This window comes from Rickettsia aeschlimannii, from assembly GCF_047973405.1.
Taxonomy (GTDB): domain Bacteria; phylum Pseudomonadota; class Alphaproteobacteria; order Rickettsiales; family Rickettsiaceae; genus Rickettsia; species Rickettsia rickettsii.
Genome location: NZ_JBFQGO010000002.1, coordinates 79017 through 94221 on the forward strand (window position 1 = coordinate 79017; position 15205 = coordinate 94221).

A 15205-nucleotide genomic window follows, 5' to 3' on the forward strand; every position below is an offset into this window, starting at 1 on the left:
CAGGGCTTAGAGTATTAACTTTAAGCCTAAAAACTACTCAGCTGTTCTTGTTGCTCCCTGATCACCAATCGGCCTTTACTTAGCTTCTTGGTGATCAAACTTGAATCATTTAAGTTTAACTAAGAAGAACTAGGCCGTTATGAACACTAAAACAGTAGAAGAAAGAATAGCCATTATTGAGCCATATCTAGATTTTTTTATTAAAGACAAAGACTTATTACGTGAAATTTATCCAAATGGTATAAATAGGGAATTAAGAATAGAATTTATTTTAGCTAATTGTTGTTTAAAAGTTGACCACGTATATTCTCGATTGTATTAATAGCCCCTTGTCAGACATCTTGGGAATAAGTTTTAAACAAGCTTCTTATAAACCTGCATCAGCAGCTAAAATTAAGGCTGTATTACCATTTCTAGTAAAGATATTAGTTGATTATATAATATTTCATCTGATTCTTCAGGTGTTGATTCTTTTATGTATCCCAAAAATTTTTTTATACGTATAAACATAATTTATCCTTATTAACCTAAAGTTAATTAAAATTACAAAAATAAGTTTACAGATGCAATAGAAATTATAAAACAACGGGATTTAAAGTAAGGAATGGTGGTGGTGGCCACGGTTGGAATTGAACCAACGACACAAGGATTTTCAGTCCTTTGCTCTACCGACTGAGCTACGTGGCCGTATATACTCGATGAACTTGAAAAATTGGCTTCGTCGTCTTTGTAAGTCTTCAGATGTTCACTTATTTAGTATACGCTCCGCTCCTCGGCTTACAGACTCCTTGCTCTTTTCCAAGTTGATCTTCGTCTATGCTATTTTTTCATTTATTAGGGTGTAAGAAAAAGAAATATAACTTAAGCTTATAATATATTAATCGGCTTTTGTCTATTCTTAATTAGTAATATTAGACAAAAATACTTAATTATGATATTATGAGTGTTTATTTCTTAATTTTGGCTGTCCGGTGAAAATAAGTAGTAGGCGGTTATTCAGGCTCGGCTCTAATGAGGGATGAGCAGCTATAAAATTTTTGAAGCTACCGTTGAAGCGGTTAAGCTGTCAGTAACCGTTAAAATGTATATGGGTTGGGATGATAATACGAAAAATGCTCCGACTTTAACCAAAATTGCTGAAAGCTCAGGTGTTCAGATGGTTACCGTTCACGGTAGAACTAGATGCCAGTTTTATTCCGGTAATGCCGATTGGGATTTTATACGATCAGTTAAAGAATCGGTAAAGATTCCGGTTATTGCTAACGATGATATTACTAATTTTGCTAAGGCAAAAAGAAGTCCTACAAACAAAAATCTGGTGGTGCAGACGGTATTATGGTCGGTAGAGGAGCATATGGCAAACCTTGGCTTATTTCACAAATTGATCATTATCTTAAAACAGGTGAAGAAAAATCTGCTCCCTCTATAGCAGAGCAGCTAGAACCGAGCATTATGAGGCAATACTTGATTATTATGGTGAATCTGTGGGCGCGTACCTATTGCACGTAAGCATATTGGCTGGTATAGTAGTGGTTTACCGAATTCAGCAGAGTTTAGAGGTGCTGTTAATTTAATGAATGATCCTCTAGCTGTAAAAGAGAAAATTGCGGAATTTTATACGAGCGTTATGGAGACGAATAAATTAAAAGAATTTTAAGTTTTATTTTTGTAATATTGTTTTTTAGTTTAAGCTATGCAAGTGAAAAAGCAGTAATTATAACTGATTATAAACCGGTATTTTTGTCTGTAATTGCTGAAAATAAAAAAATAAGAATTGCTATTCGTTCTTATTTAAATAATGAAAAATCATATTTCGTTTTAGTAGATCCGAATTCTTTTAAAACTGAAATAACCCTATAAGAGCTGGTAATTTTACCTACGAATAAAATAGAAAAGAAAATCTTCTAAAAAAATTAAGTAAAACTCCGTATATTAAAGTTTTAAATAAATATAGCTCTGCACCTTATGTACAACAAAATTATGGTGTTACGAGTAGCATATATAAAGTAAAAGGACAGTTCTTGACAATTGACATGTGTCCTTCTTCCAAAAGCTTTGAAGAAGATTTTTTTAAAAAGCTCGTAGAATAAACTAAATAAACCTATTCCGATTGTTATATGTGTTTCAGGATTATGGATTAATGAGCATACAGAAGAATTCTTATGGTTATTAAAACAACAAGAAAACGGTTATTTACAAATAACATGGGTTAATCATTCATTTAGTCATCCTTATTTTAAAGATAAGCCTCTTGAAGATAATTTCCTTCTTTCCAATAAAGATGATTTTGAAAATGAAGTATTAGAAGCAGGAAAGATATTAGTAAGTTATAATATTGCTTCGTCACCTTTCTTTCGTTTTCCTGGATTAGTTTCCGATCAAACATTAATAGAAAAACTAAAAGATTTGGGATTTATTCCGCTTGGGAGTAATGCATGGCTTGCTAAAGGCGAAAAAGTTCAAAATGGTTCTTTTATATATTGGTACACGGTAATATTAACGAAAAAGCCGGAATAGATTTAATTATGCCGATGTTACCGGAATTAAAATTACTTCCTATTGAAAAGGCGTTTTTATTACATGACAATTGATTAGTTAGATATTAATAATTAGTAGTTATCATATTGATAATAACTTATCATAGCTAATATAATAATTATACAAACTAAATAAAGTAACAATATGAAAAGTATTAGTAGTAAAGAAGCTCAAAATCATTTTGGGGAGTTGATGAATCAAGCAGTAAAATCACCGGTAATTATAAATACGGTAAGCCCATAGTTGTTCTTATATCACATGAAGAATATGAGAAATTTAATCAGCTTGAAGATATGTATTGGGCAATGCAAGCAAAAAATGCGAGTAAAAGCGGTTTTTTATCAGAGGAAGAGAGTAAGGATTTTTTAAATAAGATATTAAATATCTTTCTTATAGGAAAAAGAAATGATGGAGAAGTTTATAAATTATTTAAAAGAAAAATTAAATAGTTCATAATTATAACTTAACTTTTCTAGTAGGGCTTTTATCTCTTTGAATATCAAGTTTTGTATCGAATAGCGGAGAATCTTGTAAAAAATCAATAAGGGAAGATTCTTGTGAATTTTCTTTATGATTTGTTATTATACTACATAAACGTTTATTATTATCTAATACTTCTAGATTTACTTCGATTAAAGGCGGAGTAAGTAAATGCTTAATAATTTCAGACCATTCTATTAAAATTAAATTGCCGTTTAATGCCTCTTCAAATCCAAGTTCATAAATTTCTTCAGGTGATTTAAGACGATACAGGTCATAGTGATATATAGTGAAGTTAGATGCTTTATACGTTTGCAGTAAGTTAAAAGTCGGGCTTATAATGCTTGTATTTTCACCGCAAAAATATTTAATAATTTCACGACAAAAAAATGTTTTACCTGCTCCAAGGTCACCGTTAAGTAAAACTATATCATTTGGTTTTAAGCTTTGTGCTAAAAGCTTTGCAAGCTTCTTTGTCTCTTCTTCGCTATTTAGTGTATGCATTTTTTAACTTGATAAATCATTTGTAAATATTGATTCTGAAAAGTGTTGGAACCTATATTCTGCACATTCCAGTTTTCGCTATTTAATATTATTATTTTAGCGTTTAATTTGTCGTATAATCGTGAATTTTGTTCATTACTTAAAACAAGACATTTGTTATTAGACTCTTTAATTAAATCTTCTAGCTTGCTTATATATCGGAGGCTTTTTTGACTTTCGCTATATAATTTTGCAGTTTTAATATTAGTATTAAGAAAAAAATACTCGCTACTGTCACTTAATAAAGTTACGTCTTTTATCGTTGCAAGCTCATTATTTTTAATCTCTTGTAGCTTATTTAATTCTTTAAGTGCTGTTGAAAGGTTATTATTAATATCTTCTTGTACCTCAGGAAAATTTTCACTAAATATTCGTGCAAATTCCTGTAGTAAAATCACAGCATTATTAAGATCAAGCCAAATATGCCAATTATCTTTTATAGTGGTTAAAGATTTAATATCACTGATTCTTATAATGTTTTTGCTATGATTATCAATTAATTTCTCGGCAAAACCGTCAAATTGTTCATTAATATAAATTGCTATATCGGAATTTTTGACTTTTACTAAATCACTAGGTTTTAAATTATAATGATGTGGACAGTCACTACTAATAGCTAAGCTCTCGATATCCGCTTTATCCTTAACAAGCATCGAAACAATACTACCGATTGGCGTAATACTTACAACTATCTTAGGCTTAGCATAGCTAGTAAGGCTGAGGAATGTAAGGAATAGTAATGCTAGGTATGTCATCCCTGCGAAGGCTTGCTTACGTTGATACCAAATCGTCATTGCTAGCGACTGGAAGGAGCGTGGCAATCTCAGGATTTTGGCACGAGATTGCTTCGTCAAAATTTTCAATTTTTCCTCGCAATGACGGTTTGACGTACTAGCTCTCATAATTTCTCCAACAACTCTAATTTACTAGGTTTAAAATCCTGCTCTATCCAAAAATTTTTTAGATATTCTAGTTTTGCTCCTATCTCTTTTTTTTCTATATTCATATTTAACAAATCATTACCGTTTACTTGGAATTTAGGACGTAATAACGCATCATATTTAAGGATAAATTCTTTTACTTGTGAATGATTTAATTTACCGATTATGCTAGCTGCTAATAAATATTCCTTATAATTCTTTTTTTCAAACCAAATTTTTTTCATGTTAAATTTAGCGTCATTCAGAAAGTTCGTTATTGATAATATTTGCATTGTTTCATGTTTTGAGAATTTCCAATTTAGAAAGACCTTTAAATTAAAATCTTTTTGACAATATAATAAGAGTGCATATCGAGTAACTAATTCTAATTTAAAATTATTTGCCTGCTCAAAAAATTTTATTTCATAATTTTGGATAGAGAATATTAGTTCTAATATTCCTATTTCAAACATAGCTTTTAAAATTTGTGCTGCTCTTTTTGAAACAATAATTTTATCCATTTCGCTTTTAATTCGCTCTCGTGATAAAGTTTTTAAGCCGTCTTTTAAAGCTTTACATGCTTTAAAGTTGCCATCATCAAGCTGATTCGCATAATAGCTAGAAAAACGAAAAAAGCGTAGAATTCGCAAATAATCTTCTTTAATTCTATCTAGAGCTTCCCCTATAAATACAACCTTTTCCTGCTGCAAATCCTTAAACCCTTCAAAATAATCATATATCTTGTTCTTAAAGGGACAATAGCTTAAAGCATTAATAGTAAAATCTCGTCTTGCGGCATCTTCGGCAAAATCGTTAGTGAATATTACTTTGGCATGTCTGCCGTTACATTCAATATCTTTCCTAAGAGTCGTGATCTCAAATTTTTCATTATTTAAAGTAGCAGTAATCGTGCCGAATTTTAAACCGGTCGGAATAGTTTTTATTTTAGCTTCAGATAAAATATTTGTTACTTCACTAGGTGTCAAATTAGTAGCTATATCTATATCGTAGCTACCTTTCTCAAGTCGATCTCTTGGATAACTTGCTTCTAAAGGTAATTTGTACGTCGATCCGGTACTCGAATCGTCACGTACGTTTATATACACTGCGATTCTGCGTTCCGTGTCTCCTTCAAATCCCTCTTTATTAGCTTTGTTATGCAAGAGATCTAGTAACGCATCACGTACGCAGCCGCCTATAAGTCTTGCTTGTCCTTTTTCATTTAAGAGACTCAAGATTTTTTTATATCCTTTTGAGGGGATTTTTAGTATTTTGTGTGTAACTTGCATTATTCGATTTTACCTAAAGTATCGGATAGTTTTTAAAAAGATTTTGATGTCATCCTAGCTAAAAGCTGGACCTTGTTATATGGCTTGTTTATGTCATTTCCACTTGGCATTGTTGTGTGGATACTGAGTCGTCATTGCAAGCGACTGTAAGGAGCGTGGCAATCCAGAAAAATAATAAAAAAATGTTAAAAACTAGCATTTTTACTGGATTGTTTCGTCAAAACTTACAGTTTTTCCTCGCAATGACTGATAGCCTATCCACGCAACAATGCCAAGTGGAAATGACATAGAACAAAAACAGTCCGGTACTACTAAGTTTACCGTACATTCCTTTTTATTGCAAAAGATAAGTATAACAGGGCTTTTTTTAAAAAAATCTTTATTAATCTTTATTAAGCTCCTGCGGCATTTAGATTTATAATTGAGATTAATATGAATTTCGGCTTTCTCACAATGATTATCTTTATTAATGACAATTTTTTGTCCGTAGTTGGTTAAAAAATATTATTCTCTAAAAGTAACACCATACTATCTTTTTGTCCAAACCAATTAGCCCAGTAAGTTCTATTGAAAACAGGTATTTTATCAGCATGTATTACTAGTTTATTTTCTCTATCTTTAACGCCTACCGCCATATGATTTGCATCAAATATTAATTCCGGCTTTGGGGAGTAGAACATAAATATAAAAGATATTGCCATGATTGCAAGACCAAGCAAACGCTAAGCAGTTTTCTATATACAAATCCAAAAAAAGCCGAATAAAAGGAGTAATATGCTGAAATTGGTAATATAACCGAAATACAATACAGCAGCCGGTAAACTATTAAAATAGGTGGCTGATTTTATTATTATATCAATAAAGAATCCCATAAGCTTTAGGATATAGTTATCAAACCCGATCATGGTAAAAGGCAGAGATAACAAAGCAAGCGGCATAAGAAAAAATGACGTTATCGGAACGACAATGAGGTTAGCTGGTACTGAGTAAGTAGCAAATATAAAGAATTGATTAATTACTACAGGTGCCGTTATAATGCTTGCTAAGAAGCTTGAATAAATATTTGAGGCTGTATGAAATTTTACTGCTCCAAAAATGCCTTTCTTTTCTCCAAGTAACCGTGAATTCTTTAAGTAAAATTCATATAACCGGCAACAAGCGATAATACGGCGATAAAAGATAATTGGAAACTCGGATGAAAAATATATTCGGGCTTGTAGTAAGGAAAATAATCATCACGACTAAAGATAGATGCAATCCTGAAACACAAAGCACGTGTGATATACCGCTTTGCCTCATATCCTGCATTATTTGTCTGTTTAAACCTTTCGTCTCGCCAAGTAATATTGCAGCTGCAAAATTCCCTTTATCTTTTCCTAGCTTTTCTATTAAATTATTATAAATATAGGAACGCACTCTATAAATAAAACTATCAAAATTTGTTTCATTACGTTCTATAATTTGCGGCTCAGACATCGCATAGCCGTTTGCTTCAATATCTGATAGATAAGCGTAAAAACCAAAATCATAATCCCCTGGTAGTATACTATTTTGCGGCTTATAGAGCTTAGCAAGCAAAGTAATTCAGTTATTTACCCTAATTTCTTGTATATATTTTTTCGGTATACTAATTTTAACTTTTTGTAAGTTACGATTAATTTTTTCTATCTTTATGCGACTTAATACTACTTATCCTCCTATAATAGTCGGTTTTATAGATTCTATTTTACCGCTAATTTTAGTGATGATAGCTTTATAAAGCATTTCGCTATGTAAATTTGTCACACAATATTTAGAGATGAATATGCCAAAAATAAAAGCAATAATCATTCAGTAAATAAACTGTAAAAATATATTAGAATTTCTAGTAAAGGTTAATATTAAAAAACACAAAAAATGAAAAAATTGTTGTAAATAAAAGCTCAAAATCAAGCGAAAATAAACAATAATACCGTAAATAAAACTAACAAAATACCAAATATTTAAATTATTATACTCCGTTTCCAAAGTTATTTTAAAATATTGTAGTATTTTCTATCAAAAGTTATAAATACATTATACGTCATATCTGTTATATTTTCAATAATTAGAACAAAATTCTCTTGTAATTATAAGTTAAGATAAATTAACTTATATATTGCTTTTTATTAACTTATTTGTTAAAATATCCAAGGTTTATGTATAAAATTTTAATTTAAATTGAGATATTTGTAATGAATAAGTTAACAGAACAACATTTACTAAAAAAGTCAAGATTTTTAAAATATTCTCTGCTTACCTCTATTTCAGTAGGAGCAATAATTGCAATACCTTTTGAGGGTATGGCGATGAGTAAAGAAGCATTTCGTACCGATCTCAGTAATAAATTGTTGAATAACTTGTCACAATTAAATGGAAGCAAAGATACGACAAGTACCTCGCAGCAGATAGGAACAGTAATTGTACCGGAACCGGAAATAAACACATATACTCCATCTGAAATAAGAGAAATGAAAATATCTAACAAACCTAAGGCATCTAATCCATTAAAAGATGTTCCTGTAGAGGATCATTATAAAGTGGTAGCATATAGTAAGTCTGATGTCGGAAAAGCAAGAAAAGTACGACCAATTACTAGACGCAAAACATTTGTAGGCACTGAAAAAACAGAACAAAGTCAAAATACTTATACTCCTGAACTGACAGAACAAATGCCTCAAAAACCAGAGATTATAATAACAGCGTCTTCGTCTACTGTTAGCCCAGCTTCAAATAGTTTTGTCACTGCACCTAATACATCAAATACTATCCTGACATCACCTGAACATTATACTACGGCACCTGGTACTCCATCATCAACACCGGCGACTCCGTATCAGCCTACTCCAGATTCTAAACCAAATGATAGTTTAGGAGCTAATATACCACCAAACATAAACACAAACTCAAAGGCAGCACGAAGATTATCGTTTAGCAGTAGCGACCCGCAACAACAGACAGTGCAATCTAGCTCACAAGTTAAACCAGAAGTTCATCTGAAGTCGACATTTCCGTTGCCTATGAAAAAAAGCAGTACTGAAATTGCAGCAGGAATGGTAAGTAATATATCACGAGTTAATGCGATGATAGGAATCAAGTTAGCTGAAGTAACACAGGCTATTAAAGATACCACAGGTAAAAAAAATAAAAAACCATTGCAGAAGTTGTATACGCAGCTAACTTCAGCACAAAAAACAATAGAAGCACTCAAGTCAAGAGCTGAAGAGATAGAAACAAAAATCAAAATAGGTGAAAATAAAAATAAAATAAAGAAACTTGAAAAAGAGTTAACAAGTAAAAACAATGAAGCAAATAGATTATTTCAGAAAATAGAAAAAATAGATATTCCAGCAAATAAAGTTTCGATAAAATCGCAGGAAACAGTTCCGGTTACAACGGCGTCAACCAAAGTTAGTGCGTTTCAAGTACAGCAAGCAAGAATTAATGAGGCTCAGCAAGGTGTATTAGTACAAAATCAACAACATATTGCTGCAGAAAAAACAAAAAAGCAGCGACAAGCAAAGGATAAGCAAAGAACAGAAAGAGAAAAGAAAAAACAAGAAGAACAAAAGCAGTTATCAGAAATAAAGAAACAAGAAAAAGCTATAAAAACGGCAGCAGATAAAGCTAAAGAAGTAGCTGCTAGTGCGAAAAAAGAAACAAGTAGAACGGCATTACGAGCCATGCAAGATAAAATGAATGGTTATTCTGAACAAACTCCTGCTGTTTATAATAGTTCTACCGGTTCTACTTATAAGCAGCCGCCAAAAGCAAAGCCAACCATACCATTAAGTCATGGGGTTCAGAGAATTTTAGGTGAACAACCAGAGGATGAAGAGGGGTACTTAGTGCCAATAAAAGTTCAGCAGCAACCTTATACAGTAATATTGCCGAGTCAAGAAATAGAGGACCCTAAAAGTATGGATTCAGGCTTGGGGAACTTATCAAGCGGCACTTTAGGTAAAGAAATAGATGAAGATGTCGGATTTTATTCAGGTTGGGGAAATATGCCGTATACGCAAGCTGCTAATGTGAATGGTTCATTTGCAGAGCATGAAGAGAAGTCAAGAAAAAGCGGTACTCCAGTATTATCACGCTCGTCTTCAGCTAAAAGTGACTCATCGAGGAAAAATAATGTAAGTGGAAGTATTCCGGAGATACAACAACTGCAATCAGAAAAAATGCGTACCGAAACTTTAGGTGTGCAGAATGATCTAGGGCTAGATTTACATTCACAAGAAGAACGTTTTGATTCAGCCTTTAGGAGTTTGGAAAGTCAAAATTTGTCGTCAGCCTATGATTTCGATCAACTATCAGCGAGTTGGGATGCAGCGTATAACCAAAGAATGAATACAAATGCACCTCAAGAAACTTTAACTGAAGAAAGTACCTATTTAGTTTCTAGTAAGAAAAAACAAGGTAATATAATAAAGAGAGCTGTATCAAAGGTAGGGTCAATTTTGCAAACAAATGATGCAGAGAACAGAAAAAGTAAAAGAGATGGAGAAACCTCAAAGCAAAGAACAGTAGATCAAGAGGGAGGATTTGGCCATGCTTGGGGAAATGAGAATCATAAGGAGTCTAGTTTAAGTGTAGTTAGTGGATTCACAAAAAAGGCAACTCAGCTTGTAAGCCTTTTAGATGCAAAGAGAACCGCAATACTGCAAACCACCAGTCCTTCACAAAAAAAATCACTTGATTTAGCTTTACAGGAAATAGAAAATGGTTACCAAGAAACAATTAAAATCTCTCAAGAATTACAGCAGGTATTAATACGCAAACCGGAAGATATAAAAGCATATAATGCAAAAGCAGAAAAAAAGTTGGATGCTATTAAAAGCAGAGCAAATAAACACTTATATAATACTGCTCCCCCTGAGGTACTAAAAGAAGCTGAAGCTTTACTTGATAGATCACAAGGTAGACTAAATTTGGTTGATAGTACTATTAAAAAAGGTACACAGTCATTATCTAATTTATCTACTATATATGAGTCGGTTAGTTATGAGAATTTAGCATCAGAAACAATAGAGCAACCCAAGCCATCTATAAGTTACAAGAATACTAGTAAACGAAAATTACCTATACCATTATTCAGAAGTGCCCAGCTTGACAAGAAATTAGATTATTTGGATTTAGAAGATAAACTATTAAAAGTAGAGGAAGCTAGAATAGTTAAGGAAAAGCAAGCTATTGCCAAATTGAATCAATATCAAGATCCAGAAAACCTAGAATTTAAGCGGTTAGCTATAGAAGCACGAGACTTATCTTCAAAAGAATCACAATTAAAAGAAAAAAGGAAAACCAGAGAAGCAACATTTTCTTTAAATAAAGAGTATTCAAGCACAGATGTATCAATATCACGTTCCTATTCAATTGGTGACATAAGCAGTTTACTTAGTGATGCAGAATCAAATCTATACTGTTCACCTTCGGTTAGTGGCTTAGAGGATTTAAACAATTCTAATGTTATGAAATTAGGGGAATTAAAATCTAAACATGAAAAAATAGCCAATGATTATAAAGCTAAGGAATTGGAGTTAGATACTTTAAATCACGATGATCCAGAATTTAAGAAGTTAAGGCTCGAAGTATTTGAGATATCAAAAGAAAAGATTTGGTTAGAAGGGGAGATAAAGCATCTAGATACTGAATCTAAACCTAAGGTAAATGAGAGTAAGCCAGTATTTTCATGTTCATCTTCAGTTGGTGGCATAAACAGCTTATCTAATGGTGATGATTTGAGTAGTCGTGATGTTGTAACTCCGGTAGATACTCTAACTATAGAAATTGATAAAGATTATGTAGATACCTATATAAGAGTATTAAGCAGTAAAATACAAAAAATAGAAGAATTGCCTGGCTCAAGTTCTGTAAGTGAGGAACTTAATCATATTAAAGAAGCAATGGCTTATATAAGTAATCGTATACAGGATGTAGAGGAATTAGATGAAAAAATGCTTTTGGCAATAAATGCACGATTACAAGAACATGATGAAAAAATTTATTCGTTACTTCTAGAGAAGTATACAGGCGAAGAAGCTGCAGATATTCTTGCTCAATCATTGTTACAAGAAATGTTAGTGTCGGATGGTAAATCAGAATCTACCTTACCTGCAGGAGATGAAGAACAAGAAGACACAGAAGTAAGTAGACAATTATCTTCATTACCTGCACTTGCATCAAGTAATGAGTGTGCATTAGCATTAAGTGACGATAGAGAAAAGGAATGTTTAGCATTAGGCGATGGTAGTGAAGATGAAGAAAGTTATGATTCAGGGTTTGAAGAGGAAGAAGAAACAATAGGGCAATTATCCGATTCCGATGGGGGTAATCTTAAAATAATGGAAGTTGATACGGCTATTCCTCTTGAACAGGAAGCAAAAAAAGAAATGCAAACGCAAATTTCAGAAAGTGCTCCTACTTTAAATCAAGCGAAAGTTGTTAATACTATTGTAAATAATATGATTCGTAACAGATTAGATACATCTATGAATATGTCTAATAATATGGTAGCAGTAGGAGCCGGTGATGAAGAAGAGTCTCATATAAAAAGAGGTTTGTGGATGCGTGGTATGTACGGCACTAATAATCATGGACGCGTTGACAATATGACCGGTTATAGAGGTACTAACAAAGGTGCTACTATCGGGTTCGATGCTGAAATCGACAATAATATCGTAGGTATAGCTTATAGTAATGTTCATTCAGTATTTAAATTTAAAAATAGTAAAAATAATGATAAAGAACTTATTAATAGTCATGTGGTTTCTATTTACGGACAAAAAGAATTACCGAAGAATTTTGCACTACAAGCTTTAGTATCTGCTTCTAAAAACTTTATTAAAGATAAAACAACTTATTCATATGGTAATACTAAAATTAGAAGTAATGTAAAACATCGTAATCATAGTTATAATGCGGAAGCATTACTGAATTATAATTATCTTTTGCAGAGCAAGCTCGTTATTACCCCGAATATAGGCTTAAGATACGGGAAGTCACGAGACGGGGTATATCATGAAACCGGTATTAATGTACAAGAAATAGCTCTTACAATGAAAGAGAATAATATATTGTCCGGAATTGTCGGTACTAAAGTCACAGTACCTTTAAAAGATGCTTTAAAATTTAATAATTTAGGTCTAACATTCCAAGGAGCGGTAGAACATAATTTTAAAGAGAAAACCCAAAGAATAAATAGAGTTGTTAAAATATTTGATGATACATTCAAACATGATTATCTAATACCGAAGCAACCGAAAACATCCTATAATTTAGGAACGGGTATTATAGGCAGTATCAAAAATACTACTATTTTGTTGGATTATAATTATTATCTAAATAAACATTATAGAAGTCATCAAGGTAGTGTTAAGCTTAAGGTAAACCTATAATTTTTATACTTGCAATATTTGCAAAGGTGTTGTATAAAACTTCTAACTTACTGTCATGCCGTGGTCATAGCCATGGTATGACTAATATATCTATATTGTCTACTTTAAAATTAAGGCCCCTTCGTCTAGCGGTTAGGACACCACTCTTTCACGGTGGGAACACGGGTTCGAGTCCCGTAGGGGTCACCATTCTATATTTTCCTATAATATAAGATCTTAAATAATCTAATTTTAAATTTAGAATAAAAATAATGGTTGAAAACGCAAAGTTCAGTTCAATTAGTATTATACAATACAACTAATAAATTTTATGAAAGCAGAGGAAAATGATATTGTAGAGTTTGCTGTAGAAAAAGAAAATAATGAAAAGGTCAAAACCCGAAATGAACAATTAAAAGACTGGAAAATATTTAACAAGCCTGAAATAGGTAGATATGAAGCTACAAAGGAGATTACCAAGTATGCTGAAGAGAATAATTATAATTTATCTTTCACAGGTCATTCTTTAGGTGTATGGCTCGCAGAGCTTAGTTTATATTTTGCTCATAGAGATTTTCATTATCCAAAAGCAAAGGCAATCACATTCGATAGTCCGGGTTTAGCTACAGAAAATCTTCAGCCGCAGATGTTATAGCCATGAAACTACCTTTGACGTAAAAAATTTAAATATAACAACTTGATTTATCAGCTCCGAATTTTGTAAATGTCTGTAATCCGCATATTAATAAAGCATATAGATTATTTCCTAAGCGGTAATATTGCAACCGGACAATTTTTAGAAGTAAATTTATCTGTAGATATAGCAAATACAAATAAATAAGGGCAGTAGCGATTGGTATCTAGCACAGTTGAGCAAAGATAGAAATACCAAATTTAATAAAACAACAGTTAAAAGTAATAAAAGAACTATATGAAATAAAACCTCAATATGGCAAATATTATATATTTACAAACTTACCTAAAGTTAAAGTAGATGACTTAAGAGAGCAAATTTTAAGGTTAATTGAAGTAAGTAGGGAAGCAAAGAAAGTATTAGAAGACTGCAATGCTTATACTCCTAATAAATCAATTAAAGTTACAGAAAATATAATTAGCAATTTACCCAATTTATCAACTTATAATTTGATTGTCTGTAATGAAATATTACAAAAAATAGAAGAAACTTTAAACGAAAAACGATTTGTAACAGTTAGTGCTTTCGCTGGAGCCGGTAAAACCACTCTAGCTATAAAATATGGAGATAGACAAACACAAGCGAAAAAGAAAATAGTACATTTTATTAACCTAGATTCTGCAGACAAAGTCCTTTTGAAGCATGTAGACAACTTTAAAGAATTTACTATTTACGTAATAGAGAAAAGGAAGAAAACATAATAAGATTAGTCCATGAGAGGATTGCTAATTTAAATTCAGCTATATTATTTATTTTTGATAATGTTGAAGATCATAAAGATATAGAGCCTTATCTTAACAGTATAATTAATATACTTAAAAAAATAGATTAAACAAGAAAGATATTGATAAATTAGTAGAAGACTTTGGTAGTAACGATGCTGCATCACCTTATAGGCTATCTAAAGCAGTAGCATATTTAAAAGCAAATAAATTACTTAAAGTAAATGATTACATTAATTACTTTAAAAATAGCAAAGATGATCATATAGAAACCGTTTTATTACTACAATTATTAGAAAAATCACCTTTAGCTTGGCAGATATTACAATATTCTGCAGATGTAGACCCTGATTTTATCAGTATAGAGATTTTTAAAGAATTATTTTTAATAGATAAAGAAAAGCTACAAGAACCTATAAAAAGGTTAGAAACATTATCGATAATGAATCTAACATACCAAAATGGACAAGCCGGCTTACAATTACATAGATTAATGCAATTTATAACAAAGCAATATATAAATAAATATAAAGAACATGCGATAGATGAAAAAGAGATTTATACAAGACTAGCAGAAATCTTAGATAATTTATTTCCAATATTAACAGATGTTTCAAGTGAAGAC

The 15205-nt window shown here is 31.6% G+C and carries 9 protein-coding genes, 2 tRNA genes and 3 pseudogenes; 8 read left to right on the plus strand and 6 right to left on the minus strand.

Annotation, left to right across the window (positions count from 1 at the left end; translation table 11 throughout):
* The first annotated feature begins 139 nt into the window (after positions 1–139).
* Positions 140–322, plus strand: a complete 183-nt coding sequence (locus tag AB4K15_RS01770; RefSeq protein WP_084698765.1) for a hypothetical protein — start codon at positions 140–142, stop codon at positions 320–322.
* 289 nt (positions 323–611) lie between these two features.
* Here the strand turns inward: AB4K15_RS01770 and AB4K15_RS01775 are convergent.
* Positions 612–687, minus strand: a tRNA-Phe gene (locus tag AB4K15_RS01775).
* Positions 688–953: 266 nt separating this feature from the next.
* Here AB4K15_RS01775 and AB4K15_RS01780 point away from each other — a divergent pair.
* From AB4K15_RS01780 to AB4K15_RS01790, 3 genes and pseudogenes are all read left to right on the plus strand, one after another.
* Positions 954–1657 (plus strand): annotated as a pseudogene (locus AB4K15_RS01780) (tRNA-dihydrouridine synthase); the annotation flags it as partial.
* Positions 1642–2591 (plus strand): annotated as a pseudogene (locus AB4K15_RS01785) (polysaccharide deacetylase family protein). The pseudogenes AB4K15_RS01780 and AB4K15_RS01785, both read left to right, overlap by 16 nt.
* A 252-nt stretch (positions 2592–2843) precedes the next feature.
* The gene (locus AB4K15_RS01790) at positions 2844–2987 is read left to right on the plus strand and encodes a hypothetical protein (protein ID WP_172795061.1); all 144 of its coding nucleotides are present in this window, start codon (positions 2844–2846) and stop codon (positions 2985–2987) included.
* 7 nt (positions 2988–2994) lie between these two features.
* On the opposite strand, the gene tsaE is transcribed toward AB4K15_RS01790, so the two are convergent.
* From tsaE to AB4K15_RS01815, 5 genes and pseudogenes are all read right to left on the minus strand, one after another.
* Entirely contained in the window at positions 2995–3522 is a 528-nt protein-coding gene (gene tsaE, locus AB4K15_RS01795; RefSeq protein WP_004996990.1) for a tRNA (adenosine(37)-N6)-threonylcarbamoyltransferase complex ATPase subunit type 1 TsaE, read from the minus strand.
* Positions 3510–4463, minus strand: a complete 954-nt coding sequence (locus AB4K15_RS01800) for a metal ABC transporter substrate-binding protein (protein ID WP_032073740.1) — start codon at positions 4461–4463, stop codon at positions 3510–3512. The genes tsaE and AB4K15_RS01800 overlap by 13 nt, the downstream gene beginning before the upstream one ends.
* Positions 4460–5770, minus strand: coding sequence for a palindromic element RPE1 domain-containing protein (locus AB4K15_RS01805; RefSeq protein WP_032073741.1), 1311 nt, complete (start codon positions 5768–5770; stop codon positions 4460–4462). Before AB4K15_RS01805 ends, AB4K15_RS01800 begins: the two co-directional genes overlap by 4 nt.
* Positions 5771–6264: 494 nt before the next feature.
* Positions 6265–6471 carry a hypothetical protein gene (locus AB4K15_RS01810; protein WP_032073742.1) on the minus strand — a complete coding sequence of 69 codons (207 nt, stop codon included), beginning with the start codon at positions 6469–6471 and terminating at the stop codon, positions 6265–6267.
* A 33-nt stretch (positions 6472–6504) separates the two neighbouring features.
* Positions 6505–7069, minus strand: a pseudogene (locus AB4K15_RS01815) (ComEC/Rec2 family competence protein).
* Positions 7070–7983: 914 nt separating this feature from the next.
* On the opposite strand from AB4K15_RS01815, the gene AB4K15_RS01820 reads away from it, so the two are divergent.
* From AB4K15_RS01820 to AB4K15_RS01835, 4 genes are all read left to right on the plus strand, one after another.
* Positions 7984–13185: an autotransporter domain-containing protein gene (locus tag AB4K15_RS01820; protein ID WP_500224154.1), complete on the plus strand. Its 5202-nt coding sequence runs from the start codon at positions 7984–7986 to the stop codon at positions 13183–13185.
* 114 nt (positions 13186–13299) lie between these two features.
* A tRNA-Glu gene (locus AB4K15_RS01825) sits at positions 13300–13374 on the plus strand.
* Positions 13375–13495: 121 nt separating this feature from the next.
* Positions 13496–13819, plus strand: a complete 324-nt coding sequence (locus tag AB4K15_RS01830; RefSeq protein ID WP_500224157.1) for a lipase family protein — start codon at positions 13496–13498, stop codon at positions 13817–13819.
* Between the two features lie 488 nt (positions 13820–14307).
* Positions 14308–14559 carry a hypothetical protein gene (locus tag AB4K15_RS01835; RefSeq protein ID WP_500224158.1) on the plus strand — a complete coding sequence of 84 codons (252 nt, stop codon included), beginning with the start codon at positions 14308–14310 and terminating at the stop codon, positions 14557–14559.
* Positions 14560–15205: the final 646 nt, after the last annotated feature.